23 protein-coding genes and 2 pseudogenes are annotated in these 24,788 nt (G+C 73.6%); 10 read left to right on the top strand and 15 right to left on the bottom strand.

The window, feature by feature from the left end:
* Positions 1 to 2: 2 nt before the first annotated feature.
* Entirely contained in the window at positions 3 to 617 is a 615-nt protein-coding gene (locus ACIQF6_RS31085) for a DinB family protein (RefSeq protein ID WP_400900969.1), read from the bottom strand.
* A 66-nt stretch (positions 618 to 683) separates the two neighbouring features.
* Between ACIQF6_RS31085 and ACIQF6_RS31080 the strand changes: the two genes are divergently transcribed.
* Both ACIQF6_RS31080 and ACIQF6_RS31075 read left to right on the top strand, forming a co-directional pair.
* Complete coding sequence (locus tag ACIQF6_RS31080; RefSeq protein ID WP_400900967.1) at positions 684 to 1,121, top strand: cytidine deaminase; 438 nt, start codon at positions 684 to 686, stop codon at positions 1,119 to 1,121.
* Between the two features lie 181 nt (positions 1,122 to 1,302).
* Positions 1,303 to 1,677, top strand: coding sequence for a nuclear transport factor 2 family protein (locus ACIQF6_RS31075; RefSeq protein WP_400900965.1), 375 nt, complete (start codon positions 1,303 to 1,305; stop codon positions 1,675 to 1,677).
* Between the two features lie 331 nt (positions 1,678 to 2,008).
* On the opposite strand, the pseudogene ACIQF6_RS31070 reads toward ACIQF6_RS31075, so the two are convergent.
* Positions 2,009 to 2,262: pseudogene (locus ACIQF6_RS31070) on the bottom strand (IS481 family transposase); the annotation flags it as partial.
* A gap of 161 nt (positions 2,263 to 2,423) precedes the next feature.
* Here ACIQF6_RS31070 and ACIQF6_RS31065 point away from each other — a divergent pair.
* Positions 2,424 to 2,702, top strand: a complete 279-nt coding sequence (locus tag ACIQF6_RS31065) for a hypothetical protein (RefSeq protein WP_400901074.1) — start codon at positions 2,424 to 2,426, stop codon at positions 2,700 to 2,702.
* A gap of 516 nt (positions 2,703 to 3,218) precedes the next feature.
* Here ACIQF6_RS31065 and ACIQF6_RS31060 read toward each other — a convergent pair.
* The 6 genes and pseudogenes from ACIQF6_RS31060 to ACIQF6_RS31035 form a co-directional block, all read right to left on the bottom strand.
* Positions 3,219 to 3,302: pseudogene (locus tag ACIQF6_RS31060) on the bottom strand (transposase); the annotation flags it as partial.
* Positions 3,303 to 3,423: 121 nt separating this feature from the next.
* Positions 3,424 to 3,894, bottom strand: a complete 471-nt coding sequence (locus tag ACIQF6_RS31055; protein ID WP_400900963.1) for a hypothetical protein — start codon at positions 3,892 to 3,894, stop codon at positions 3,424 to 3,426.
* A 49-nt stretch (positions 3,895 to 3,943) separates the two neighbouring features.
* A complete protein-coding gene (dxr, locus tag ACIQF6_RS31050; protein ID WP_400900961.1) occupies positions 3,944 to 5,005 on the bottom strand; it encodes a 1-deoxy-D-xylulose-5-phosphate reductoisomerase in 1,062 nt (353 codons plus the stop codon).
* The gene (locus ACIQF6_RS31045; protein WP_400900959.1) at positions 4,920 to 5,138 is read right to left on the bottom strand and encodes a hypothetical protein; all 219 of its coding nucleotides are present in this window, start codon (positions 5,136 to 5,138) and stop codon (positions 4,920 to 4,922) included. The genes dxr and ACIQF6_RS31045 overlap by 86 nt, the downstream gene beginning before the upstream one ends.
* A 261-nt stretch (positions 5,139 to 5,399) precedes the next feature.
* Positions 5,400 to 5,669 carry an acylphosphatase gene (locus tag ACIQF6_RS31040; protein WP_400900957.1) on the bottom strand — a complete coding sequence of 90 codons (270 nt, stop codon included), beginning with the start codon at positions 5,667 to 5,669 and terminating at the stop codon, positions 5,400 to 5,402.
* A 94-nt stretch (positions 5,670 to 5,763) separates the two neighbouring features.
* On the bottom strand, positions 5,764 to 7,035 hold the full coding sequence (locus ACIQF6_RS31035) for an MFS transporter (RefSeq protein ID WP_400900955.1): 1,272 nt from the start codon (positions 7,033 to 7,035) through the stop codon (positions 5,764 to 5,766).
* A 292-nt stretch (positions 7,036 to 7,327) separates the two neighbouring features.
* Between ACIQF6_RS31035 and ACIQF6_RS31030 the strand changes: the two genes are divergently transcribed.
* The 3 genes from ACIQF6_RS31030 to ACIQF6_RS31020 all read left to right on the top strand — a co-directional run bounded on the left by ACIQF6_RS31030 (position 7,328) and on the right by ACIQF6_RS31020 (position 10,999).
* Positions 7,328 to 8,380: a hypothetical protein gene (locus tag ACIQF6_RS31030; RefSeq protein WP_400900953.1), complete on the top strand. Its 1,053-nt coding sequence runs from the start codon at positions 7,328 to 7,330 to the stop codon at positions 8,378 to 8,380.
* A gap of 265 nt (positions 8,381 to 8,645) precedes the next feature.
* Positions 8,646 to 9,854 carry an MFS transporter gene (locus ACIQF6_RS31025; RefSeq protein WP_400900951.1) on the top strand — a complete coding sequence of 403 codons (1,209 nt, stop codon included), beginning with the start codon at positions 8,646 to 8,648 and terminating at the stop codon, positions 9,852 to 9,854.
* A gap of 176 nt (positions 9,855 to 10,030) precedes the next feature.
* Positions 10,031 to 10,999, top strand: coding sequence for an LLM class flavin-dependent oxidoreductase (locus ACIQF6_RS31020; RefSeq protein ID WP_400900949.1), 969 nt, complete (start codon positions 10,031 to 10,033; stop codon positions 10,997 to 10,999).
* 286 nt (positions 11,000 to 11,285) lie between these two features.
* Here ACIQF6_RS31020 and ACIQF6_RS31015 read toward each other — a convergent pair whose 3' ends face one another.
* Entirely contained in the window at positions 11,286 to 12,563 is a 1,278-nt protein-coding gene (locus ACIQF6_RS31015) for an MFS transporter (protein ID WP_400900947.1), read from the bottom strand.
* 368 nt (positions 12,564 to 12,931) lie between these two features.
* On the opposite strand from ACIQF6_RS31015, the gene ACIQF6_RS31010 reads away from it, so the two are divergent.
* A complete protein-coding gene (locus ACIQF6_RS31010; protein ID WP_400900945.1) occupies positions 12,932 to 13,309 on the top strand; it encodes a hypothetical protein in 378 nt (125 codons plus the stop codon).
* Positions 13,310 to 14,127: 818 nt separating this feature from the next.
* On the opposite strand, the gene ACIQF6_RS31005 is transcribed toward ACIQF6_RS31010, so the two are convergent.
* The 3 genes from ACIQF6_RS31005 to ACIQF6_RS30995 form a co-directional block, all read right to left on the bottom strand.
* Positions 14,128 to 15,198, bottom strand: a complete 1,071-nt coding sequence (locus ACIQF6_RS31005; protein ID WP_400900943.1) for an RNA ligase (ATP) — start codon at positions 15,196 to 15,198, stop codon at positions 14,128 to 14,130.
* Positions 15,199 to 15,382: 184 nt separating this feature from the next.
* The gene (locus ACIQF6_RS31000) at positions 15,383 to 16,450 is read right to left on the bottom strand and encodes a phytanoyl-CoA dioxygenase family protein (RefSeq protein WP_400900941.1); all 1,068 of its coding nucleotides are present in this window, start codon (positions 16,448 to 16,450) and stop codon (positions 15,383 to 15,385) included.
* Positions 16,451 to 16,635: 185 nt separating this feature from the next.
* Positions 16,636 to 18,954 (bottom strand): ATP-binding protein, encoded by a 2,319-nt coding sequence (locus ACIQF6_RS30995; protein ID WP_400900939.1) that lies wholly within the window; start codon positions 18,952 to 18,954, stop codon positions 16,636 to 16,638.
* Between the two features lie 293 nt (positions 18,955 to 19,247).
* Between ACIQF6_RS30995 and ACIQF6_RS30990 the strand changes: the two genes are divergently transcribed.
* Together ACIQF6_RS30990 and ACIQF6_RS30985 are read left to right on the top strand one after the other, a co-directional pair.
* Positions 19,248 to 19,901 carry a GNAT family N-acetyltransferase gene (locus tag ACIQF6_RS30990; RefSeq protein WP_400900937.1) on the top strand — a complete coding sequence of 218 codons (654 nt, stop codon included), beginning with the start codon at positions 19,248 to 19,250 and terminating at the stop codon, positions 19,899 to 19,901.
* A gap of 75 nt (positions 19,902 to 19,976) precedes the next feature.
* Entirely contained in the window at positions 19,977 to 20,294 is a 318-nt protein-coding gene (locus tag ACIQF6_RS30985; protein WP_400900935.1) for a hypothetical protein, read from the top strand.
* Here the strand turns inward: ACIQF6_RS30985 and ACIQF6_RS30980 are convergent.
* A complete protein-coding gene (locus ACIQF6_RS30980) occupies positions 20,269 to 22,602 on the bottom strand; it encodes an FdhF/YdeP family oxidoreductase (RefSeq protein WP_400900933.1) in 2,334 nt (777 codons plus the stop codon). The genes ACIQF6_RS30985 and ACIQF6_RS30980 overlap by 26 nt on opposite strands.
* Before the next feature lie 126 nt (positions 22,603 to 22,728).
* Between ACIQF6_RS30980 and ACIQF6_RS30975 the strand changes: the two genes are divergently transcribed.
* Positions 22,729 to 23,502, top strand: a complete 774-nt coding sequence (locus ACIQF6_RS30975; RefSeq protein ID WP_400900931.1) for a hypothetical protein — start codon at positions 22,729 to 22,731, stop codon at positions 23,500 to 23,502.
* Between the two features lie 68 nt (positions 23,503 to 23,570).
* Here the strand turns inward: ACIQF6_RS30975 and ACIQF6_RS30970 are convergent, their stop codons facing one another.
* The gene (locus ACIQF6_RS30970; RefSeq protein WP_400900929.1) at positions 23,571 to 24,014 is read right to left on the bottom strand and encodes a hypothetical protein; all 444 of its coding nucleotides are present in this window, start codon (positions 24,012 to 24,014) and stop codon (positions 23,571 to 23,573) included.
* Entirely contained in the window at positions 24,014 to 24,643 is a 630-nt protein-coding gene (locus ACIQF6_RS30965; RefSeq protein ID WP_400900927.1) for a hypothetical protein, read from the bottom strand. The genes ACIQF6_RS30970 and ACIQF6_RS30965 overlap by 1 nt, the downstream gene beginning before the upstream one ends.
* Positions 24,644 to 24,788: the final 145 nt, after the last annotated feature.

Below are 24,788 nucleotides of genomic sequence, written 5' to 3'. Positions count from 1 at the left end.
CGTCAGTCCGGGACGCTCTCGCCCGCCGCGACGGCCGCCGCACGGGCGGCCTGCTCGACCCGGGCGTGGTGGGCCGGCCAGAAGTCGGCGGCGACGTCCGGGAGGACCGGGTCGCCCGGGCGCAGGCCGGTGGAGCCGTCGACGAGCTCGCGGACCAGGTCGAGCTGGCCGGTGTGGCGATGCGTCTCGGCGACCATGTGGAGCAGGATCCGGGCCAGCGTGAGCTTGTTGCGCGGGGGCCAGGGAACCTGGCCGAGCGCGTCCAGCGGGAGCGCGTCGATGGTGGCGTCGGCGTGCGCCCAGACACGGCGGTACTCGGCGATCACGGTCTCGCGGCTCTCCTCCGGGCGGGCCCAGAAGTCGCCGTTGGCCTCGTCGGTACCCGCCACCCACAGGCCCGGGGCGCCGTCGAAGGGACGGTCGAAGCTCTCGCCGAAGTACAGGGCCTCCGCGCCCGTCAGGTGCTTCACCACACCGAGCAGGTTCGTTCCCGAGGGAGTCACCGGGCGGCGGACGTCGTACTCCGACAGGCCCTCCAGCTTCCACAGCACCGCATCCCGGGCGTCCTGCAGATAGGTCGTCAGATCTGCTTTGACAGCGTCCAGTTGATTGGTCATGGCCGGAGTCTGGTCAAGCCGGGAACGCGCTCGCAAGCGTTTTTGTGCTCGGATAAGGTCCCCGGCATGGCCATCGACAAGGAACTCGTGGACGCCGCGATCGAACTGACCCGCCGCCGCTTCCCCGGACAGGAGTGGGCCGGCGCGGCGGCACTGCGCCTGGACGACGGCACCGTGCTGACCAGCACCGCGCCCGAACCGCCGAACAACGCGGTGCGGCTGTGCCACGAGACCGGGGCGATCTGCGAGGCGTTCAAGCTGGACCGCCGGGTGGTCGCCTCGGTGTGCGTCACCGCCGCCGACGAAGGCCGCGGATTCTGGGTGCTCGCCCCGTGCGGCGTCTGCCAGGAACGGCTGTTCGCGTACGGCCCCGACGTGGAGGTCGGCGTCCCCGTCCCCGAGGACCCGACCCGGTGGCGCACCCTGCGACTGCGCGACGTCCAACCCCACTGGTTCGCCCGGGTCTTCCCCGACGAGGTGTGGCCCTACCGGCCGCCGCAGTAGCCCCGACAAGGTGTGGCCCTACCGGCCGCCGCAGTAGCCCCGACGGGCGAGCGGCTCCGCGCACACGGCGTGCCGTCTTCCCGGCGGCGGGCCGGTGCCGTACTGTCACGCAGCACGAAACTCCTTTGATTTAAGGGGAGTTGAGGATCAGCCGCCGCCGTCCGACCCAGGGAGCGTGCCCATGCCTCGTACCGACATCCGCGCCGCGCTCAACGACCTCGTCTTCTCCCCGGACCTCGACCTGGACGAGGCCGCCGAACGCCACATCACCCCCGACTACGTCCAGCACACCGACGGCAACCCCCTCGACCGCGACGCCTTCCTCGCCCACATCGCCCACCTCCGCGAGACCGTCGCCTCCGGCGTGATCGACGTCCACCAGGAACTCTTCGACGGCGACCACTACGCCGACCGGCACACCGTCACCATCGCCATGAAAGACGGCTCCACCCTCCACATGGAGGTCCACCTCTTCGGCGAGTTCGCCCCGGACGGCCGCTTCCGCCGCGTCGACGAGACCACCCTCGCCCTCGACGGCCCCGCCGCCGGACACTGAACCGCCGCCGCCGGCGCCGACGCCGACGCCGGGGGGCTGACGCCGATGCCCGGGGCCGGGTGGACCGGAGCACGGTCGGCGTCGACTCGACCTCGGGCCGCGGCCGCCGGCCCGCGGCCGGGCTCCGCGGAGAACGCCCCGGGTTCCGAAAAGGTCGACGGCCCGGCAGTAAGCGCCACGATGAAGAACTTGGCAGCTCCCGGGGCGGTCTGACCCGCAGAGTCCACCTCGCCGGCGCAGGCGGACGCCGACCGACCGCTCGCGCCGCCGATCACCCCGGGCCAGTGCGGCGACAGCCCGCAGCTGCTCCCCGTGCCCCAAAGGAGGGGGTGATGCGGGCGGGTCCCCGGCGGCGGAGCACGCGACTTTGACGATGCGTCGTATGGGTGCGGGCCGAGTGCCGGTGCGGACTGCGGTGCGGACGGCTGGAGCGGTCGACCAAGCTGGCCTCGCCGAGCGCGCGGTGGCGGTCGGCGAGACCTGGAAACGTTCGGCGGCCCGTCGCGGTGGCCAGCCGCCCTCGGCCGCGCAGCGGGCCGGGCGCAGCCGGCCGGTCTCGGTCAGCGGTGCGTTGCGGTGTGGCACGAGGGCCTTTGGGGTCGCTGGTGCAGATGTCGCAATCCGCACCTGGCCAGAGGGCCCGCACCCATTTCAGGATCGCCGTGCCGTGAGCCCCCTTCGCCAACCTCCGTGGTCAGTACACCTAGGAGCTGTCCGGCCGATCAAGCAGTGGAATGATCGCCGGCGTGGAAACAGAGTTCTGGACGGGCGATGTGGATGGCCCGGTGGGTGAGGTACTTCGTCTGGTGTCCACTCAGGTGCCTGAGTTGGTGATCGGGCGCCTGAGCAGCAGCAGTGGCAGAGCAGGCTTCTCGATTCGACTTGAAGGCAGCCTCGAAGCCGTTGAGATCGAGTGCCGGGCGGCTGGCGAGTCGCCGTTCGTCGTCTCGGACGAGTACTCGTGGGTGCAGGTGGACGATCCGGCCGCGGCCGCCGGGGCCGTCCTGGGTCTGCTGCGTGCGTGAACTGCGTCCGGCTTGGGCTGCTGGCTCCGGGATCGTGTGCCGGATACCGCGTCTGCGCAGGTGGTCGCGGCACGGCCCGTTGCTGTATGCCTTGTCGGAGGCCAGACTGTCCGGCTTGGTCCGAGGCCGGCCCGGACCGATCTGCGGGACGCGGATCTTCTCCTGTACAGGCTTGAACCGCGTGCAGTCGGCCCGCTGTCCCGCGGTGGGGATCGGGGACAGCGGGCGGCAGCGGCCGTCCGCACTCAGGTGGATCTTGCCGGTGAACCCGCCCCGCGAGCGGCCAAGGCCCTCACCTCCGGCACCACCTCCGCCAGGCGGGCGACGAGACTCTGCCACGGCGTCCCGCCCTGGTGTTCTCCCGCTCCAGCTCCCTTTGGAGCGAGGGCCGGCGGCGGATCGATGCGTGCACCGGCCGCGTGGTGATGAGCCCGGACGATCGTGGAGTCCACCGAGATGTCCCGGTCGATCCCGACGGCCGCGTCCGCCTCGGACCTGCTGGAGCAGTCGTTCGCATGTCCCGTCGGCCGGCCACAACCGGTGGCGTTCGTGGACCGTCGTCCACGGGCCGAACCGCTCGGGCAGGTCGCGCCAGTGCACGCCGGTCCGAACTCAGTGGAGGATCCCGTCAATCACCTGCCGGTGGTTCCGCCACCGGCCACAACGCCTGTTTCTGACCGGCAGGAACGGCCGCAGCCGTTCCCACTCGGCATCAGTCAGATCACCCCGCCCATGCCTGAGCCAACGACCGGAACAGGCGAAAGTCACATGATCGGCCGGACAGCTCCTGGCCGCAGTCGGCCCAGCCGGCCAGGTCCGAGCGTTTCACGGTCGGACGGGACAGTCCGCACGGCACCGGCGTGGAGTCAGTGATCCAGACCGTATCGGTCCAGAGGTCGCTGTCCCGGGCGAGTTTTCGGACCATGCGTTTGACCAGCGGAAGCGCCGAACGGAGTCGCTTGTTGTAGCCCGCACGATGGGGCAGGCAGGGGAACATGCCGCTCAGGTGTTTGCGGGCGTGGCGCAGCCAGCGGGCCTCGGAGTGGTGGCCGAGGAGTGCCTGCGCGACCGCGAGGCAGACGAGTTCGGAGTAGCTGAGCAGGGGCGGGCGGCCCATCCATCGCGTTCCTCCGATCTCGTCGTCGATCTTCACGTACAGCGCGGTCAAGAGGGTGTTCAGGTCAGTCGCCACAGGCCGATCTTGGACACCCTCGCCCCTTTCACGGGGCGGAACTTCGGATTTACCCGAAGCGCTGGGCGATTACCTGCCCCGCCTGCCTGCGGGCTGTCGTGTCGTACTCCATCAGCGACTCCAAAGTCAGCCGCTCGTGCGGCGGTTCGTACTCGGAAATGACCGCTTCGACCACTTCGTGGATAGCCAGGAACGGTATCCGCGAGTTTCGGAACGCGTCGACGCATACCTCATTCGCCGCGTTGTAGACCGCTGGCGCTGCTCCGGCGAGCCGACCGGCGGTGAAGGCAAGCGAGACCATGGGGCCCAGGTCCTCGTCGAGCGGACTGAGCTCCCAGGTGTGGGCCAGGGTCCAGTCAACCCCCGGCACGACGTCCGCCATGCGGTCCGGCCACTTCAGGCCGAGAGCGATCGGCAGCCGCAGGTCCGGCGGGTTCACCTGGGCGATCGTCGAACCGTCATGGAACTCGACCATCGAGTGGATGTACGCCTGAGGGTGGACGACGACCAGGATCTTGTCGTAGCCGATGTCAAACAGCAGGTTGGCCTCGATGATCTCCAGGCCCTTGTTCGCCATGGTCGCGGAGTTGATGCTGATCACCGGCCCCATGGACCACTTCGGGTGGTCCAGGGCCTGCTCCACGGTGACGTGCTTCAACTCCTCGCGCTTCATACCCCTGAAGGGTCCGCCGGTCGCCGTCACCACCAGCCGCTTCACCTCGGAGTGCCGGCCGCTGCGCAGCGCCTGGGCGAGGGCAGAGTGCTCGGAGTCCACGGGCACAAGCTGGCCCGGCGCGGCCTCGCGCTTGACCAGCTCCCCGCCCATGATCAACGACTCTTTGTTGGCCAGCGCGAGGACCCGTCCCGCCCGCAGCGCCGCCAGGGTGGCGGGCAGCCCGGCGGCACCGGTGATGCCGTTGAGGACAACGTCGGACTCCACCGTAGCCAGCTCGGCCAATGCCTGGTCGCCGCCGAGGTACTCGGGGTGGACGAAACCCGCGCTCGAGGTGTGCGCGACCATGGCGTCAACAGCCGCGCGCACTTCGGCCACCGCCCCGGCGCGGCTCACCGCGACGGTCCGCGGCCGGAACTCCACGATCTGCTCGGCCAAGACCTCCACACTGCCACCGCCGGCCCCCGAGCCCCGCAATGGCGAACTCACCCGGATGCTCGCGAACGACTGCGGCGCACTGCCGTCCCACGGAACCGGTGGAACCGAGCACAACAACGTCTCGTGGAGCCATGAGCAAGCCTCTCGTCACAGGACGGCAGTCCTGGGCGGACGAACAGCTCCCGCGTGCGTCGACGGACGCCCAGAAACACCAGAGCCGCAACAGCATACGTTGCTAAGAATCTTGACTGTCCGTGAGGGCATGCCGGGCTCGACCGCCGAGAGAAGCGCCTCCTGCGACCTCAGGACGACCCCACCCCAGATCGGGGCCGAGGCTGCCGAAACGGCCCGCCCCGATCGTCTACGCCCACCAGCCGACTTCGGAACCACTCGTCTAGACGGTGACGGCGAAGACCAGCAGCCCCTCCGGCGGCTCCGGGAGCACCTCGACGTGTCGGACGGCCGCTCGGGGTGGGCCGTGGTGCATCCAGGCCACCATCTGCTCCACCGGGGCGTCGTCACCCTCGAACACCGCCTCGACGCGGCCGTCCGGGAGGTTGCGCACCCAGCCGACCACGTCTGCCTGCTGGGCCGCCTGGCGGCAGGAGTCGCGGAAGAACACGCCCTGCACCGTGCCCGACACCAGCACCCGCCGCCGGATCACCCGTAGCCACCTCGCCCCGTTCGCCGCCGTCACTGCCCGCCAGATATACCGCAGTCGGCCCGGCCCGCGGCGGCAGGCGGGGCCGGACGGGCCGTCAGTTCGCGACCGGTGCGGGCTGCGGGACGGCGGCGGCGGACGGTTCGGGGTCGTCGATGGAGCGGTTGAACGGGCGCCACGCGAACAGCGTCAGCAGTGCCATCACCACCGCCGAGAACCAGAACGGGCCGGTCAGGCCGAAAGCGCGGGCGAGCGGGCCGCCGATCAGGGCGCCCAGGGCCGAACCGCCCACCGCCAGCGCCATGAAGACGCTCATCACCCGGCCGAACAGCTCACTCGGCACCGCCCGCTGCACCAGCGTCCGGTCCACGCCCATCCACACCGCGCCGTGCACCCCGAACGCCGCCAGCACCAGGCCCGCCACCCATGCCGAACCGGCCAGCGCCAGGCCGACATGCGTCAGCGTCTCCAGCACCAGGCCGACCCGCAGCAGCACCGAGGACGGGAACCGGGCCTGCAGACGCGGTGCCAGCACCGCCCCCAGCAGGCCGCCCACCGCCCCGGACCCCATCAGCACGCCGTAGCCGAACTCCGACAGCCCCAGGTGCTCACGGGCGTACAGCACCATGACGGAGAACCCGGCGATCAGCGTCACGTTCATCAGACACAGCGCCAGCGTCAGCGTCCGCACCGCCGGCTGCCCCCACAGCCAGCGCGCGCCCTCGGTGAACTGACGGCGCATCGGAAGGCGTTCCTGCTTCGGCGGCTCCTCGCGCGGCAGCAGGCGCAGCGCCGAGAGCAGTGCGGCGGCGCCGGCGAAACTCGCCGCGTCGACCGCCATCGGCAGGCCCGCCGCCACCCCGAACAGGGCCGCGCCGAGCGGCGGGCCGCACAGCTTGTTGAGCACCGAATACGCGCCGAAGATCCGGGAGTTGGCGCGCGGCAGCTGCTCGGACGGGACGACGGCGGGCACCAGCGCGGACGAGGCGTTGTCGCCGAGCGCCGCGCAACTGCCCAGCAGCAGACCGACGGTGTAGATCAGCGGCAGCGAGGCCGCGCCCGCGAACACCGCCCCCGCCAGTACCGCCGTCAGCGCGGCCCGCGCCGCGTTCATCGCCACCGTCAGCCGCCGCCGGTCCACCCGGTCCACCAGCACCCCGCTCACCGGGGCGAGCAGCAGCCACGGCGCCTGCTGGACGAACACCGCCAGGCCGACCAGCACCGGATCCCTGGTCAGCGACGTCACCAGCAGCGGGGCCGCCGCCGCGACGATCCCGTCCCCGAGCGTCGACACCGCCGACGCCGACCACAGCAGCCCGAACTGCCGCCCCAGCCCACCGGCCCGCCCCGGCCCACCGGCCTGCCGCATCCCGCATCACCCCGCATCGCACCCGAAGCCCCGAACCCGCAAACGCCCGACGCTAGCCTCCGCGGGCATCCGGGCGCACACGGTTTTCCGGTGGGGCGCGGCGCGGCGCGGCGGGGCGCGGCGGGTGGGACGACGGTCGGAGGCTGTCGCGGGCCGTCGGTGCGCCACGGGGAGGTGAAGCGCTCCGGTGCGAGGTGCCAGGCGGCGAGCAGGGCGCAGAGCAGGGCGGAGGGCAGGCGGAGGGTGAGACCTCGGGCGGCGGGCTGTCGGAGAGCTGCCCTAAGGTGCGGCCGTGATCTTCAAGCGAAAGAAGTCCTCCGGCCTCGCCGACGCCCTGACCGAGCTGGAACAGTCCGTCGCCGCCCGCGACGGGGACCGCACCGAGCGGGCCTTCGGCGCCGCGATCCATGCCCTGCAGCAGGCCGAGGCCGCAGAGTGCGTTGCGGCCGGGCCCCGACTGGCCGGGCTGCTCCCGCAGTTCCCGCCGGTCGGGCCGAAGGCGATGCTGGCCGTCGCCGCCGGGTTCTGCGTCGAACAGGGCGCCGACCCCGCCGCCTGCGCGGAGCCGATCCTCGCCGCCGTCCGGGACGAACTGGCCGCCGCGCTGGAATTCGTCGCCCGCTGGCGGGCCGCCGGCAGCGACGAACTCCCCGAGCCCGACGAGGAGTCGATCGACGACGCGCTGCTCGCCCGGCTCGGCGACGACCAGTACGAGGCGCTGCGGCTCGCCCTCGCCTGGTGCACCGTCGAGCGGTGGCAGGCGCCCGCGCTGGCCGTGCTGGGCCGCAGCGCCGAGGTGCGCCGCCGGTACGCGGCCGCGCTGCTGCCGGCCTCCCGGGAACTGGAGGCGCTGGAGGGGCACGACCTCAAGTGCCTGACGTCGATGCTGGCCGTGTTGGACGACGAGCCCGTGCTGGTGCTGCACCGGCCCACCGGCACCGGCTACCTGGTCCGGATCGGTGGTATGGGCGACAACTTCCAGCTGCACACCCTGCTCGCGCACGTGCTGATCGGCGGCGGCCACCTCCCCGGCACCGCGCCGTCCGCGGACAGCGTCCGCCTCGCCGCCGACCCCGCGCCCGCCGACGGCAGCCGCAGCGGCGTCGTCGCCACCGGCGCGTTCGAACTGCTCGCCCCCGACGGCAGCCGGATCTGGAACGAGGGAACGCCCGACGACATACCCGTGGTCGACGGCCACCGCCTGCTGGTGCTGGACGACCCGGGCTACGCGCGCAGTTGGAACGCCGACCGGTTCTTCCCGATGCTCCCCGGCCGGGCCGAACTCGTCCGGGTGCTGACCGCAGACGAGACCCGCACCTGGTTCGCGCGCACCACCACGGGCTGACCGAGCGTCGACGGCTGATCGCGCGGCGGGCGGCCGCGGGCCGACGGGCACCCGGACGACACCGGCCCGCCGTCCGTCCGCCGTCCGACCGCCGTCCGTCCGCCGTCCGTCCGCCGTCCGACCGCCATCCGTGCGGGCGGTCGGGGAGGTGGGCCGGGCCGGTAGGATCGGGTGGCGCTGACAACGTTGACATACCGTCGGCGCCGCACCCGGCCAAGCCCGCCGGCCCGTCGAATCCCGTCGAACCCCGTTGTGGAGCACCCCCATGCCCTTGGCGCTCGTCGCCCTCGCCATCACCGCGTTCGCCATCGGCACCACCGAGTTCGCCGCCATGGGCCTGCTCCCGCAGGTCGCCGACAGCCTGCACGTCTCCATCCCGCACGCCGGCTGGCTGATCTCGATGTACGCGATCGGCGTGGTGATCGGCGCCCCGCTGCTCACCGTCGGCGCCGCCCGGCTGCCCCGCAAGGCCGTCCTGGTCGGCCTGGCGGCGCTGGTCGCGGGCGGCAACCTGCTGTGCGCGATCGCGCCGAGCTTCGGCTTCCTGGCCGCCGCCCGGCTGATCGCCGGACTCCCGCACGGCGCGTTCTTCGGTGCGGGCGCCGTCGCCGCCGCCGAACTGGTCGCCCCGCACCTGCGGGCCCGCGCCGTCTCGGTGATGTTCTCCGGCCTGACCGTCGCCAACATCCTCGGCGTCCCCGCCGCCACGCTGCTCGGCCAGCGCCTCGGCTGGCGCGCCGCGATGCTCGTCGTGGTCGTGATCGGCCTGCTCGGCACCCTCGCCATCGCCCGCCTCGTCCCGTCGCTGCCCACCCATCCCGGCGGCGGACTGCGCAGCGAACTCGCCGCGTTCCGGAGCGGGCAGCTCTGGTACGCGCTGGCCACCGTGGTGTTCGGCTGCGCCGGACTGTTCGCCTGCTACAGCTACATCACCCCCGTCCTCACCGAGGTGGCCGGCTTCGCCGACTCCTCCGTCACCGTGATCCTCGCGCTGTTCGGCGTCGGCATGACCCTCGGCAACGCGATCGGCGGCTACGCGGCCGACCGGGCACTGCGGCCGTCGCTGTGTGCCGCGTTCCTCGTGATGTCCGGCGCGCTCGCGCTGTTCGCGGTCACCGCGCACGCCCGGTGGTCGGCCGCCGTGACGGTGGTGCTGATCGGCATGGCCGGCTTCGCGGCCGTGCCCACCGTGCAGACCCTGGTCATCCAGAAGGCCCGCTCCGCGCCCACGTTGGCGTCCGCGACCGTGCAGGGGGCGTTCAACCTGGCCAACGCGCAGGGCGCGGCCTACGGCGGGCTGGCCCTCTCCGCCGGTCTCGGCTGGACGTCGCCGACGCTGGTCGGCGCCGGGCTGGCGTTCCTCGGCTTCCTGATCGCGGCCGGCGCCTGGGCGGCGGACCGGGGGGTGCCCGTCTCGGTGGCCGACCAGCCGGTTGCCGCAGAGCCGGCGGTGGCCTCTGCCGGCGTGAGCTGACGGGGCATCACCCAAGGGGCGGGCAGCGCGGCTATCACCCCAGGGGCGGGCGGGGCGGTTGGTACGGGCGGTACGGGCGGTGCGGGGCGGGACGCGGGGGCGGGCTGACGGTATGATCACCCGATTTCCGCGTCGGCGGTGGGGTCGCGCGGAGCCACCCCGGTGAGGAGTCCTCGATGCCCGGTACCGACGCAGTCGTCACGCGAGGCCGGGTCGGCGTCATGCTGCCCCGCGACCTGCCCGCATCCGACCTGATCCCGTACGCGCGCCGAGCAGAGCAGCTGGGCTTCGACGAGGTGTGGGTGGTCGAGGACCTCGGCTGGCGCGGCGGCGTCGCGCAGGCCGCCACCGCGCTCGCCGTCACCGAACGGATCACCGTCGGCATCGGCATCATGCCCGCCGGCGCCCGCAACGTGTGCTTCGCCGCGATGGAACTCGCCACCCTCGCCCAGCTCCACCCCGGCCGGGTGGTCGCCGGCATCGGCCACGGCATGCCCGGCTGGATGCGCGACGCCGGCGCGTGGCCGGCCAGCCCCGTCACGCTGCTGAAGGAGTACACCACCGCGCTGCGCACCCTGCTGCGCGGCGAGCCCGGCCCCGCGAACGGACGTTACGTGCAGTGCGAGGGCGTGCAGTTGACGGAGATCCCGGAACTCGCGCCGCCGGTGATCCTCGGCGTACGCGGCCCCAAGTCGCAGGCCGCGGCCGGCGAGGTCGCCGACGGCCTGCTGCTCGCCGAACCCGCCGCCCCCGCGTACATCGAGAACTCGCGCCTCCACCTCGGCCCCGACGCCACAGTCGTCAGCTACGACGCCGCAGCCGTCGACGAGGACGAGAACGTCGCGCTCGACCGCGTCCGCGACGGCCTGGCAGCCATCGGCGAACCCGACTGGGCCGCCCACATCGCTCCCCTCCCGTTCGCCGCCGAACTCGGCGCCCACCGCGAGGCGAGCGCCGACGGCGCCGAGTTCGCCCGGACCCTCCCCGCCGAGTGGGTCCGCGCCCTCGCCATCACCGGCACCCCGGCCCAGGCCCGCGCGGCGATCGCCGCCCGGCACGCGGCCGGGGCCAGTACCGTCGTCCTCGCCCCGGTCGGGGCGGACGCGCTGCATTCGTTGGAGTCGCTGGCCCGCGTGCTGTCCTGACGGGACGTCGCAGCGGGTGCGGGCGCGAGCGCGGGTGCGGGCGTGGGCGTGAGGTGGCGGCCCGCGTTCGCGCCCTCATCCTCCCGGCCGGCGTTGTCCCACAGCAGATCCGGCATGTCGCCATGCTGCCGGGTCGGCCCGCCCGGGCGCAGCCCGATTTCCTCGACGAACCCCGTAGCGGCACCCCGGGCCCTGGAGCGCGGTGCGTTCGCCGGAGCCCGGGCGGTGGACCGGGCGGAGGTCGGTGACTGCCGCTTCGACGGCGGTCGGGCCCCGGTCCGTTCGCTCAGGCGCCGAGCTCCCGGGAGTGCCCGGCCCACCGGACCACGAGTGGCATGGCCAGTCCGGCCGCGACGAAGACGCCGCCCATGACCAGCCAGCCGGGGACGCCCCAGCTCAGGCAGAGCAGGCCGAGCAGTCCCGGAGCCACGGTGTAGCAGAGGCCCATGCCGATGCCGAACACACCGGAGTACTGGCCCTGCGCGTGCGCGGGGGCCAGCCGGAACCGCAGCTCCATCGACCCGGCCGCGTGCCAGAGCGATCCCACGGTGTGGACGGCGACGCCGGCCGTCATGATCGCCGCGGCGGCCCAGCCGGGCAAGTCCGAGGCCGTCGCGATGACCGCCATGCCGACCAGGAACGCCAGCCCGGCCCGCCGGGTGGCCCGGCCGGCGACCCGGCCGCCGTTGATCCCGCGGCTGGTCCGGACCTGGAGGAGGACCACCATTACGGTGTTGACGGCGAGCGCGACGCCGGTGAACCAGCGCGGTGCATGGGTGTGCAGGACCACCCACAGCGGCAGCGCGTAGGTCACCACCTCGCCCTGGATCCACAGGATGCCGTCCAGCACGACGAACGCCATGTACGGCTTGTCCTTCAGCGCGAGCCACCGGTCCGACCCGGTCGATGCGGGCAGCGGTTCCAGCTTGGGCAGCCGGAGCATGACGGCCGCGCAGCCGAGGAAGGTCAAGGCGTTGGCGACGATGAGCGCGCGGTAGGCGGAGCCGGAGTCGAGCTGGATCACCACACCGGCGGCCAGTGCGCCGAAGGTACTGGCCAGGAAGGCGATCGAGCGCAGGTAGGAGCGGAACTTCGGGACCTCGTCGCCGCCGAACCGGCGGATCATCGGGCCGCGCGCCGCGCCCCCCGAGGCTCCGGCCAGGTCGGTCACCGCCACCGCCAGCACGAACGCCGCGAACGAGTGGGCGAACAGCAGCGACACCATGGCCACGGCCTGGATCAGTAGGGTGACCAGGAAGACGCCGTTCGGGCCGCGGCGGTCGGCGAGGTGCCCGACGGGCGGGCCGGCGAGCAGGCCGACCACCCCCGCGACCCCGAGGCCGAGGCCGACCTGCCCGATCGGCAGGCCGATCACCCGCAGCGCGTACAGCGGCGCCGTCGCCAGGAAGGCCGCGGTGCCGAGCTGGTTGATGAAGCCTCCGAGGGCCAGCCTGCGCCGGGGGCCGGATTCGAGGAGTAACCCTCGGCGCACCAGCCAGGGCCGGCGGTCCGCGGTGGTGGCCTCCTGCAGGCCGTCGGGGGAGAGCGTGCTGCTCCGACTCACGTGGTACTCCTGGATGTCGATCGGACGTCGATCACGGCTGGGTGGGGGAGAGGGGAGGAGAGCGCGGCGCAGCGCCCGGGGGCGAGCCGCGCGGCGAGCGCCTCGGCGAATTCCGGTGAGGGGGTCGGGCGAAGTCACCGCTGTGGATCCGCTCACCGTTGGCCCCGGCCGTCGGGCCGGGGCTCAGTGATCATGCCAGAAGGGAATGTTCGCTGCTCCGGCATCCGGCGATCCGTCAATTCCCTTCGGGAGGCGGCGGTCCGGTCCGGTTCCGGGACGGTGAGGGTGCGTACTTGGGTAAGGCCCTTGTCCCGTAAGCCAATTGGGGGAGGGCGGACGCGATTCTCGATCGGAGTCCGGACGCGGGCATGGACCGGCTGCACGACCTGGTCGGCGTCAAGCTCGGGGCCGATCCCGCGCTGGACCGGGCCCGGGAGGAGGCCGGGCAGGGCGAGCCGGGCGAGCGCACCCGGCAGCGTCTGGTCCTCGCCCTGGAGGAGGCCGTTGAGCAGGACGAGGACTTCGCGCGGGCCCTGGCGTCCGCGGTCGCCGACGTGCAGGCGGCCGGGCCCGTCGACCGGGCGGCCGACACCGGCGCCGCGCACGCGACGGACGGAGGCCGCGCGAGTACCGGTGTGGTGCGGCCGGGCGGTGCGGGGAGCGGATCGGCCACGGCGGAGCGGACCGGCGACGCCACCGCACACGGAGCCGGGAGCAGGGCGAACAGCGGTGTCGACTGCAGCTGACCAGCCGGACACGCCAACACCCGCCCCCCGTCCGGCCGTTGACGGCTCGGCGGCTGCCGGGGCGCGGGTGCGGGCGACGGACACCGGTGCCGCGGACGCGCGGGGCGGCGGGGCGGCCGTGTCGGGTCACCGCGGCCCCGGGCCCGAGACCGGCGACGCCCCGCGGTCGACGCAGGTCTCCAGGACCGGGCCGGCGTACGCGACCGGGGCCGGTGCGACCGCGGTCAGCGGGAACATGATCGTGCAGCAGACGGTGTTCCAGCAGCGGGACCGGCCCGAGCCCGCCGCCTGGCCGCACCAGGTCGGCGTCATTCCGCCCCGCGCACAGTCCTTCCAGCACCGCGCCGAGGCGGACCGGCGGCTCGCGGCAGCATCGCCCGTACAGGCGTCCATGGCTCCCGGAGGAGTGTTCGGCGGCTCGCGGCAGCATCGCCCGTACAGGCGTCCGTGGCTCCCGGCGGAGCGCTCGGCGGCTCGCGGCAGCACCGTCCGCACAGGCGTCCGTGGCTCCCGGAGGAGCGCTCGGCGGCCTGCCGCAGCACCGCCCGCACAGGCCGTCCGCAGTCCCGCAGCGGGCGGCCGGCCATGCCGCCGCCGTGCCTGGTCGGGATGGCCCCGTCCGGCCGGGCGTGCCGGTCACTCTCGCCAGGGCTGTCCACGCCGTGGCTTCGAGGCCCCGTCGGAGGCTCCGCCACCCGTCGCGCCGGTCGCACTGCCCCCGGAGGCCCCGCGCGCCGTGCCGAAGTGCTGCCGGGACGTCATGAGCAACGGGGCGGGGCCTCGGCTTCCGGGTTGCCGCCCCGCCCCGCTCGACCTGCTCATTCGTACTCGGTGCCGCCCTTGCGGGTCAGGTAGCCGGCGCCGACCGCCTTGACGATCGCCCGGCCGCCCAGGACCGGGCTGTGGCGCTCGACGGCGGGCCGGACCACCACGCCCTCCCTGGTGTGCAGTTGACGCCCGGTGACGGTCTCGCGGCCCTCGGCGAGCTCCAGCACGCGGTCCGCGTCGAACGGGCCGCGCCACAGCTCGGGGACCACCGGCAGCTCGCCGGCGAGCAGTCGGGCCGCGTCCAGCCAGTGCAGCTGACCGTCGATCACCGCCGAGACGTCGAACGCCGCGTACCCGGGCGGCTGTTCGGTGCGGCTGCTCGCCCCGTACCCGAGGTCCTGCACGCCGTCGCCGAAGACCTCGCCGAAGATCCCGACCCGGCTCGCCCCCAGCCGGTCGGCGAGCCGGGCGGCCAACTCCGGTATGCCGTGGGCGCGGACGGCGCGCCAGTAGAGGTTGCGCCCGTCCTCCTTGAGGGCGAGCCCCTGCGCCCCGATTCCCTTGGACGAGACCTGGACCGCGCCGGTGTCGGCATGGAAGGTGAGCAGGCAGCAGCTTCCGTGCAGCTTCTCGGTGACCACCACCGGCTCGCCCGGCTCGAAGACGTCGGGGAAGCGCTTGAGGTTCTCGATGTCCACCCAGGGCAGCAGGTCGGGTGCTGCCTCGACCTCGCCGCTCATCATGGTCGGCACCGGCGGCGCCCACTTGGTGACGCCGAGCAGCTCCGCGAAGTCGACGCCCTCCTCGGCCGCCCGGGACAGGTCGACCTCGGCCAGGGCGCGGGGGCGGCACACGATGCCCTGCGACAGCTCGCCGCGCAGCCGTACCGCCTTGACCCGGTCGGCGTTGCCGCCCGCGAGTCGGCCGGTCAGCCCGAGCTCCTCGATCAGCTCGGCCGGCAGCACCGACTGCTCGGGGAGGTAGCACGCGAAGTCCCCGGTCCGGTACGCCCCCTTGGCCACGACGGCCCGGTAGAGGCCGACCTGCGCGAGTTCCAGGGCGTCGGCGTTCGGATGCGCCAGGATGGTCAGGCGCTCGGCGGTCACCCGCAGTGTGGACATGGCGGTTTCGTCCTCCCCTTCTCGGTGCGTCCGCGAACCGGACGAGATCAACCCTGTCGGGTGGACACCCTCCGACGCCACGGGTTTTCGGGTTCTCCTGCCGCATCCTCGGCGGCCTGACCAGGCGGGATGTGCGCGGAGCGCCGCCCGGGCGGGGGAGGTGCGGGCCCGGTCGGCGGGTGGGTCAGGCGGGCGCGGCGCACCGGTCGACCCCGAAGCGGGAGTCGACGGGCTCGTGCCAGGAGGCCAGGCCGAGCAGCTTGGAGCCGAGTTCGGTGAGCCGGGCGGTCGGGTAGCGCTTGGACTCGTGCAGGACCGGGTCGCCCACCAGGGTGCGGTTCCAGCGCGGGGTGCGCAGGTGGCGCCAGGAGTCGACGCGGGACTTGCGCAGCCGCTCGTGGTCCTCCAGCGCGGGCATCATCGACAGGTACTGCACGGCGCGCACGCCCCGCTCGGACAGGTTGCGGGCGACGCCGTGGGCCAGCAGGCCGTTCCAGATCAGCAGGTCGCCGGGGTGCAAGTCCGGCCGGACCAGCGGGAGTTCGGTGCGATCGACGCAGGGGCGGACGGGGTCGCGGTCGGCCGGCTGGGTCAGCTTCCAGGCCTCGAACCGGCGGAACAGCTCCGGGTTGCAGTGGAAGCCGCCGGTCTCCGGCGAGGTGTCGTTGAGCGCGACGATGCCCTGGACACGCTGCGGGGGCACGCCGAGCGAGGTGTCGACGTCCCAGTGCAGGTCGATGTCGGAGCCGCGGTCGGTGGGGTCGATCAGCGCCCGGTCGCGGTTGCCGCGGTTGGGCGGGTTCAGGTTGAGCCGGTCCAGGGTCACCCACAGCTCCTCGCAGTCCCAGACGTCCACGAAGGCGTCGTAGACCCGCTGGTGCTGCCGGCTGTCCCAGAGCAGCTGGTGGTGGTACGCCTCGACGAAGCCGTAGACGTGCAGCTGCTGGTCGAGTTCGGAGCGGAACGGCCGGTGCGCGAACCAGCTGTCCGGGTCCTCGGGGTCCAGCCCCTGGAACTGCCAGGCGAAGTCGAGCATCCGGCGGGCGTGTTCGGCCGGCACGGCCTCGCGGACGATCACGTAGCCGTAGGTCTGCCAGTGTGCGAAGTCCTCCGCGGAGAGCACGCGCAGCGGCCGGGACTTGGTCAGTTCGCGCAGGGTGTGCTGGGCGAGGTACGACTCGCCGTCGCTGCTGAAGTACGGGCGGTCGGTCGCGGCCCGGAACAGATGGGCGCGACGGGAGGGCAGAGACACGGCAGGCCCCTTCGGGGAACAGGCGGGGAGGGCAGGGGAGCGAGAAGGTCCCGTACGAGAGGTCGGGACGGGCGCGGCAGCCCCCGCAGCGGGGCCGGGCGGCGCGATCGGCGGTGGGGAAGGGCGGCGCCGGAAAGGCGCCGCGGCCGCTTCGATCGTCAGATTGGTTCAGACCACAAATCTTGTCAAGTTCCTGACCAGTAACCCGTCCGGCGCACATCGCCGGCCTCCGCCGCCACCTCCCGGGCCTGCCGCCACAGCGCCACCGCGTCCCCGCGCCGCCCCAGCGCCGCGAACGCGTGCCCCAACTGCTCCAGCGCGCAGCCCTGCGCCCGGTGGTCGCCCGCCGCCCGGTGCAGTTCCAGCGACCGCCGCAGACAGCCCACCGCCTGCGGCAGCCGGCCCAGCGCCCGGTGCACCGTGCCCAGGTGCAGCAGCGCCAGCCCCTCGGTCCGGCCGTCCGCGCCGCCCGCGCGCAGCGCCAGCGCCTCCAGCAGCAGCCGCTCCGCCTCCGCCAGCCGGCCCACCCGGAGCGAGGCCTCGCCCAGATTGGTCAGCGTCACCCGCTCCACCCAGCGGTAGCCGATCGCCCGGCCCAGCGCCAGCGCCGGATCCAGCAGCTCCAGCGCCTCCGCGGAACGGCCCTGACGCAGCATCAGCTCGGCCAGGTTGTTGCGCGCCGCGCACTCGCTCGCCGGATCCGCCGCGCCGTCCGCGCACCGTTCGAGCGCCCGCCGCAGGTGGATCTCCGCCTCGACCGGCCGCCCCGCGTGCGACTGCGCCGTTCCCAGCAGCACCAGCGACACCGTCAGCGCCCGCGGATCCGGGCTGTCCGCCGCCGCGGCGACCGCGATCCGCGCCGCGTTCAACCACTGCGCCCGGTAGTGCCGCAGATGGAAGAACGACCACAGCGCGAACGGCAGTTGCCAGGCCGCCGGCGGCCGACCCGCCAGCGCCGCGTACCGGACCACCGACAGCAGGTCCGCCAGATGCGCCTCGCACCACGCCACCGCCTCCTCGACCGAGGCGAACGCCGGCGGCCGCACCCCCGGCGGCGACGCCCCCGTCACCGGGCGGCCGCCCGGCTCCAGCAGCCGGCCCGCCGCGTCCGCACCCTGCCGGTACCAGTCGAACAGCCGGTCCAGCGCCGCCGCCCGGTCCCGCGGCGAATCCTGAGTCTCCGCCAACTCCCGCGCATACACCTGAAGCAGCGCATGGAAGCGGAAACGTTCCGGCGCCTCCACCTCCAGCAGATGAACGTCCGCCAGCAGGTCCAGCAGCTCCCGGGCGTTGCCCGCCGTGGTGCCCAGCAGCGCCGCCGCCGTCCCGCCCGTCAACGCCGCCCCCGGATGCAGGGCCAGCAGGCGGAACGCCCGGGCCGGCTCCGGCGCCAGCGCCCGGTACGACCAGGAGAACACCACCCGCAGCGCCGAATCCCCGTCGTCCGCCGCCGCCAGCACCCGCAGCCGGTCGCGGCCCGAACGCAGCTCCTCGTTCACCCGCGACAGCAGCTGCCCCGGCCGCGCCGCCGCCCGCTCCGCCGCCACCAGCAGCGCCAGCGGCAACCGCCCGCACAGCCGCACCAGTTCCTCCGCCGCGGCCGGCTCCGCGTCCACCCGCTCCGCACCCAGGGTGCGCCGCAGCAGCTCCACCGCGCGGCGCTCCGGCAGCGGCGCCAGCGTCACCCGGCGCGCCCCGTCCCGCACCACCAGCCCCGCCATCCTGGTCCGGCTGGTCACCAGCACCACGCACCCCGGCGCGCCCGGCAGCAGCGGACGCACCTGGGCCGGCGCCGCCGCGTTGTCCAGCACCAGCAGCACCCGGCGCTCCGCCAGCAGCGTCCGCAGCAGCGCACTGCGGTCCGCCAGCCCCGGCGGGATCGCCCCCGGGTCCGCGCCCAGCGCCCGCAGGAAACTGTCCAGCACCTCGCCCGGCTCCCGCGGCTGCCCCGAATCCCCGTGCCCCGCCAGGTCGCTGAACAGCACCCCGTCCGGGAACCGGTCCCGCACCCGGTGCGCCCAGTGCACCGCCAGCGCCGTCTTGCCGACCCCGCCCATCCCGTCGACCACCCACACCCGCGGACCGCCCTCGCCCCAGCGGGACCGGGCCGCGGACAGCGCCGAGTCCAGCTCCGCGAGCGCCGCCTCGCGGCCTGTGAAGACACCCGGCGCGGGCGGCAGCTGCATAGGCACCGGCACCGGCGGCGGCGGTGTCGGTGTCGGTGTCGGTGGCGTCGACGGGGTTGCCACCGGGTTGTCCTCGGCGTTGCCCGGGGCGCCGACCGGGCCCAGCAGCGCCGCGTCCACCCCCAGCGCACCGGCACAGGCCGCCGCCAGCGCCTGCGTGCCGTGCCGCCGGCCGGTCTCCACCCGGCTCAGGTAGCTCTTGCTGTAGTTGGTCGCACGGGCGAGCCCGGCCAGCGAGACCCCCCGCTCCTCCCGCAGCCGCCGCAGCCGCTCGCCGAACGTCACCGGCCCGGCCCCCACTTCCTGATGTGCTGTCACTGCCCGGCGGTGCGGGGGGAGTCGCCGCGGCGTCGCCCGGGCGTTGACACCTGCCCCTGTCAACAGGCAACACCTTGCCGAAGCCCCGCACGAACCCGAAGGATGGAGGAGGCGCCCGGCTCCGCAGCCGCCGTCGCGCCAGCCTATCCGCCGTCAGGGAAGCGGCGGACCGGCCGTCCACCGGAACCGACCAGGCCAGCGGAGTGCGATGTCCCTGCCACCACCACGAGTTGCCCCGGCAGTGCCCGGAAAAACGACCGACTCCGGCGTGCCGCAACAGGCACACTGATGCGATGCTGACCGACCACTGGCCGCTCGCCGGACTGGGCGTGCGCACCCCGCGCCTGGAACTGCGACTGCCCACCGAACCCGAACTCGCCGAACTCGCCGACGTCGCCGCCCGCGGCGTGAACAAGCCCGGCACCCGGCCGTTCCGCTCCGCCTGGTCCTACGAACCCCCCGCCGAGCGGGCCCGCTCCGTCCTGAAGGCGCACTGGCGCTCCCAGGCCGAGTGGACCCGCGAGGACTGGCTGCTGCCGCTGGTGGTCTTCGACGAGGGCCGGCCCGTCGGCGTCCAGTCGCTGCGCGCCACGGACTTCGCGATCCGCCGCGAGACGCTGTCCGGCTCCTGGCTGGGCGTCGAGCATCATGGCCGCGGCCTGGGCACCGAGGCCCGCAGCGCGGTGCTCCACCTCGCCTTCGCCGGCCTGGCCGCCGAGTCGGCGACCTCCGGCTCGTTCACCGACAACGCCGCCTCCGTCGCGATCTCCCGCCGGCTCGGCTACCGGCCCGACGGCCTGGAGCGCGACAACCGCCGCGGCGAACTCGCCCTGACCCAGCGCTTCCGGATGGACCGCGCCGACTGGCAGCCCACCCGCCGCGACGACATCCGGATCACCGGTCTCGACCGCTGCGCCGAACTGTTCGGCCTCACCCCGGAGGACTGAGGAACTGCCGCTCCCGCTACGGACGTTGGACGGACGGACAATCGGACGAGCACCCGGACGGACGACGGAGCGGTGATGCTGCCCTACCTGATCACGCTGGCGGTCCTGGCCGGCGTCGTGACCCTGCTCGCCCTCGGCGGGCAGGCCCTGCGGCGGCACCGCGGAGCCGCCGCCGCGATGGGCGGCATGCTGGTCGCGTACGAGGAGGCGGTGCGCGGCACCTCGTACGCGGCGCACGCCGAACTGCTCGCCGAGGCCGACCGGAAGACGCCCGTCGAGACGCCCGGCGGCCGGTTCGACGGCCTGGCGCTGCTCGCGGACGGCGCCGGCCGCGCGGACCGCCCCGCGCGCGGCAGGTGGCGGACCGTCAGGGCGTGGTGGCGGCGGGGCTGACCACCACGTTCAGGTGCTTCATGATCGGCTGGTCGCTCTGGCTGCTGTAGTCGCCCAGCGCGCACAGCACGTTCATCTCCGGCATGTACCCCGCCGCGCAGCCGCGCGGCAGGTCGTACGGGACGGCCAGGTACCCGTGCAGCGCACGCGTCGACCCGTCCCGGGCGGTCGCCGTGATGTCGACCGGGTCGAGCTCGGCGAGCCGGCGCTCGCGCATGTCCTCGCGGTTCATGAACACCAGCGTGCGCAGGTTCTTGACGCCCCGGTAGCGGTCGTCGTCCGAGTAGATCGTGGTGTTCCACTGGTCGTGCGAGCGCATCGTGCCCAGCACCAGCGTCCCCGGGCCCGGCAGCACGTCCGGCAGCGGCGCGGCGGAGAACTCCGCCTTCCCCGACGGAGTGAGGAACACCAGCTCACGGGCCGGCTGCTTGATCCGGAACCCCAACGGGAGCCGCACCCGCCGGTTGAAGTCCTCGAAACCGTCCAGCACCTTCGCCATGGTGTCGCGGATCCGGTCGTAGTCCTCCACGTACCACTCCCACGGCGTCGCGCTGTCCGGCAGCGCCGCCCGCGCGATGCCCGCGACGATCGCCGGCTCGGACAGCAGCTGCGGGGACGCCGGACGCTTCCGCATGCCCACCGACAGGTGCACCATGCTCATCGAGTCCTCCACCGACGTGGCCTGCACCCCGCCGCGCTGCCGGTCCTGCTCGGTGCGGCCCAGGCACGGCAGGATCAGCGCCCGGCGTCCGTGCACCAGATGACTGCGGTTCAGCTTCGTCGACACGTGCACCGTCAACTCGCAACGGCGCAGTGCCCGGTGGGTGAACTCGGTGTCCGGCGCGGCCATCGCGAAATTGCCGCCCATCCCGACGAACACCGACACCTCGCCGCGCGCCATCGCCCCGATCACCCCCACCGTGTCCAACCCGTGCTCGCGCGGCGGATCGATCCCGCAGACCTTCGCCAACCGGTCCAGGAACTCCGGCTTCGGTCGGTGGTCGATCCCACAGGTCCGGTTGCCCTGCACGTTCGAATGCCCGCGCACCGGCGACGGACCCGCCCCCTCCCGGCCCAGATTCCCGCGCAGCAGCAGCACATTGACGATCTCCCGGACGGTGTCCACCCCGTGCTCGTGCTGCGTCACCCCCAGACACCACGAGAAGATCGACCGGTCCGCCTCCCGGTACACCCGCGCCGCCTCCAGCAGCTGCGCCCGGCTCAGCCCGCTCTGCCGCTCCAACTCCTCCCACGGCGTCCGCTCGCACAGCTCCCGGTACGCGGCGAAGCCGGTGGTGTGCCGCTCGACGAACTCCTCGTCCATCGCCCGCGGGTCGTGCGCCGCCTGCTCCAGCAGCGCCTTCGCCATCGCCCGCAGCAGCGCGAAGTCCCCGCCGATCCGCACCTGGAGATTGAGCGTGCTGGTCGCGGTCGCCCGCATCAGCGCCATGTTCGCGAACTCGTGCGGCACGATGGTGCGGGTCGCCGCCGCCTCCACCAGCGGATTGACGTGCACCACCTGCGCACCCCGCCGGTGCGCGTCCGCCAGCGCGGTCAGCATCCGCGGCGCGTTCGACGCCGCGTTCACCCCGAGGACGAACAGCGCGTCCGCCGCCTCCCAGTCCCGCAGGTCGGCCGTGCCCTTCCCGGTGCCGAGCGCCGCCGTCAGCGCCCGACCGGACGCCTCGTGGCACATGTTCGAACAGTCCGGGAGGTTGTTGGTGCCCAGCTCACGGGCCATCAACTGGTACAGGAACGTCGCCTCGTTGCCCAGCCGCCCCGAGGTGTAGAACGCCGCCCGGTTCGGATCGTCCAGACCGCGCAGGGTGCTGCCGACCAGCTCGAACGCCTGCTGCCAGGTGATCGGCCGGTAGGTGTCCGTCTCCGCGTCGTACACCATCGGCTCGGTCAGCCGCCCCTGGTCCTCCAACGCGAAGTCGCTCCACCCCGACAGCTCGGTGACGGTGTGCGCCGCGAAGAACTCCCGCCCCACCCGCTTGCGGGTCATCTCCCAGGTGACGTGCTTGATGCCGTTCTCGCAGATGTCCAGATGCAGGCCCTTGTAGTCGTCCGGCCACGCACACCCCGGGCAGTCGAACCCGCCGTTCTCGTGGTTCATCCGCAGCACCGCCCGCGGCCCGTCCACCCACTCGCCGGTGCGCGCCAGCACCCGCCCCACCGACTTCGCCGCGCCCCACCCCGCCGCCGGATGCCGGTACGGCTCCACCTTCGGCTCGGCCCGGTCCCGTTCCGCCCCCGGCCGATCCACGGTCGGCTCGGCCCGGTCCGGCTCCTCGGTTTCGGTCACGACGGCACTCCTGGCTCTGCGGGGCGACAACGGCCCGCACGATCCTGCCCTCCCGCCCCGCGCCGGTACGCCCGCCCACGCCAGGCCGCCGCCGTGAACCACCCGGGCGGCGGCCACAATGACGGCATGCACGACACGACGAAGCAGAGCGCCGCGCAGTGGCCGACGGCGCCGCGCAGCTCGGTCGACTGGCTGGCCGAGCTGTGCCAGGACGACGGCCTGACCGGATTCCCGGCACCCGCGATGCCCGACGCCGTATGGGTGCTGAACGCCATGTACCAGCACGACGACGGCCCCGGGCGGGCGAACCCCGAGGACGCGGAGCCGCCCTCCGAGCTGCCCGGCCTGCCCGGCGTGCCGACCGTCGGCGTCGGCGGCGGACTCGGCCGCGCCGACCACCCCGGCCCGGGCTGGCGGCGCCTGCGTTGGGCCGAACTCGCCGAGCGGGTCGGCGACCCCGTCGTCCCCGAGGGCATCCCGCCCTGCTACCGCTGCTTCCCGTCCGTGACGGACAACGGAGGCCGGCCGACCGGCATCGCCTGGCCCACCGAAGGCAGCCTGGACCGGGACACCTGGAACCGGCTGATCGCCGTCCTCACCGCGCACAGCCCCGCCGGCCCCGACACGCCCTGCCTGGCGTACTACAACCCGATGACACTGGGCCTCGACGACTTCAAGACCCAGCACGTCGTCACCGCCCGCCTCGGCGACGCCCTCGCGCTCTTCGACTACCCCGAGGCCGAATTCACCCCCGCCAACTTCTGGCCGCAGGACCGCAGTTGGCTGCTGTGGACGGACTACGACCTGTGGGCGACCAAAGTGGTCGGCCCGACGGCCCTGATCGAAGCCGTCCTCACCGACCCGGAACTCGAGGCCCTGCGGCTGCCCTGGCACCACTGACCCCCCGTCACCGCGAAGCGACACCGACCCGACGGCGGAGGCAGCACCCGGCCCGCCGGCGCCGGTCGTCACTCACTCCTGCTCCTCGCTCTCCGCCACACGCTCGACGGATCCAGCCGCTCCAGCCGGTCCAGGCACTGCCCGATCGCGGCGGCGAGCTCCTCGGCACTCGCGGGGAACTCCTCGGGCCCGGTGCACAGCAGCTCCTCGACGTTCCCGTCCCGGTCCTCGACGGAGAGCGAGGCCTGAAGGTCGGTGCCCGCGGCGTCGAAACGGACGGCCAGGTGGAGAGCCAGCGTCAGGCCGCCGGTCAGTTCGATCAGTCGGCCGTCCGAGTAGGACGCCTGGTCCGGCCGGTCCGACCAGTGCCATTCCGGGCCCAGTGGCATGCGTCCGCGGACCGAGCCGGCGGGGGCGTGCTCCTCCCAGGCGCGGGCGAGCGCCGTCAGCCGGAAGTGGGCGTCGCGGAGCGCCACCACCGCCCCGACCGCGGCCTGTCCGCTGTCGTTCATCACGCCGGATTCCGTCTCTCGTCGTCGGGCGAGCCGTCGACGCCCGCCCCGATGCCCGTGCCGTTCCCGGCGGGGTCGCTCCGGAGGGCCGGGACGAAGTCGGGTGCGATCCCGAGCGTGCGCACCTCGGCCCGGATCGCTTCGACGAACGACGCGACGACCGGCCGAAGGTCCGTCCAGGCCGACGGGGCGGCGCAGGCGTTCGGGGCGAAGACGGAGCCGACCCGCCAACCCCCGTCGGCCGCCGTAATCAGGACCGCGCCGGGCACGTCGTACGACATCGAGTCGAAGGCGAAGTCCTCCCGTTCGTCGTCCGGGAGCCGGAGCCAGTGCGCGAGGGCGCGGGCCAGTTCGGCCACCGGGAAGGCGTCCTCGCGCCACACCGTGCGGTCGCCGTCGGTGACGGCCAGGTCCGCCTCGATGTCCAGGAGCAGCACGGACAGCGGCGCGGTGGCCGCGGTGACTCCGCGGCGGGCCAGATCGGGTGCGCCGAAGTTCCGGTGGGTGAACCGCACCGCTCCGTGCGGCATCGCCGTCACCGCCGTCACCGCCGTCACCGCCGTCACCGCTGGCACCGGGCGGCGCTCGCCCTGCTCGGGGTGGGCTTCCGGTACCGGCTGTCTCCGCATGGCCGCGAGCATATGCCGGACGGACCGGCGCCTCGTGGGGAGGGTCTGCGCCGGGCAACGCGCCGTCACTGGGCGCCCGTTGTGCCCGACCGGCACCACACGCCCCCTGGTCACCACGGGCCGTGCGGCCGCACAATCGGCGGGA

Source organism: Kitasatospora sp. NPDC092948, assembly GCF_044754805.1.
Taxonomy (GTDB): Bacteria; Actinomycetota; Actinomycetes; order Streptomycetales; family Streptomycetaceae; genus Kitasatospora.
The sequence above is the reverse complement of the archived record's forward strand: the minus strand, read 5'-3'. Positions and strand labels throughout refer to the sequence as shown.

What these genes read in the sequence shown, in the direction of transcription:
- ACIQF6_RS30965 (WP_400900927.1), bottom strand. Translation starts at nt 24,643, where the DNA reads ATGCGGAGACAGCCGGTACCGGAAGCCCACCCCGAGCAGGGCGAGCGC.
- ACIQF6_RS31085 (WP_400900969.1), bottom strand. Translation starts at nt 617, where the DNA reads ATGACCAATCAACTGGACGCTGTCAAAGCAGATCTGACGACCTATCTG.
- ACIQF6_RS31025 (WP_400900951.1), top strand. Translation starts at nt 8,646, where the DNA reads ATGCCCTTGGCGCTCGTCGCCCTCGCCATCACCGCGTTCGCCATCGGC.
- ACIQF6_RS31010 (WP_400900945.1), top strand. Translation starts at nt 12,932, where the DNA reads ATGGACCGGCTGCACGACCTGGTCGGCGTCAAGCTCGGGGCCGATCCC.
- ACIQF6_RS31075 (WP_400900965.1), top strand. Translation starts at nt 1,303, where the DNA reads ATGCCTCGTACCGACATCCGCGCCGCGCTCAACGACCTCGTCTTCTCC.
- ACIQF6_RS30975 (WP_400900931.1), top strand. Translation starts at nt 22,729, where the DNA reads ATGCACGACACGACGAAGCAGAGCGCCGCGCAGTGGCCGACGGCGCCG.
- ACIQF6_RS31045 (WP_400900959.1), bottom strand. Translation starts at nt 5,138, where the DNA reads ATGGCTCCACGAGACGTTGTTGTGCTCGGTTCCACCGGTTCCGTGGGA.
- ACIQF6_RS31020 (WP_400900949.1), top strand. Translation starts at nt 10,031, where the DNA reads ATGCCCGGTACCGACGCAGTCGTCACGCGAGGCCGGGTCGGCGTCATG.
- ACIQF6_RS30970 (WP_400900929.1), bottom strand. Translation starts at nt 24,014, where the DNA reads ATGAACGACAGCGGACAGGCCGCGGTCGGGGCGGTGGTGGCGCTCCGC.
- ACIQF6_RS31005 (WP_400900943.1), bottom strand. Translation starts at nt 15,198, where the DNA reads ATGTCCACACTGCGGGTGACCGCCGAGCGCCTGACCATCCTGGCGCAT.
- ACIQF6_RS31080 (WP_400900967.1), top strand. Translation starts at nt 684, where the DNA reads ATGGCCATCGACAAGGAACTCGTGGACGCCGCGATCGAACTGACCCGC.
- ACIQF6_RS31035 (WP_400900955.1), bottom strand. Translation starts at nt 7,035, where the DNA reads ATGCGGCAGGCCGGTGGGCCGGGGCGGGCCGGTGGGCTGGGGCGGCAG.
- ACIQF6_RS30990 (WP_400900937.1), top strand. Translation starts at nt 19,248, where the DNA reads ATGCTGACCGACCACTGGCCGCTCGCCGGACTGGGCGTGCGCACCCCG.
- ACIQF6_RS30985 (WP_400900935.1), top strand. Translation starts at nt 19,977, where the DNA reads ATGCTGCCCTACCTGATCACGCTGGCGGTCCTGGCCGGCGTCGTGACC.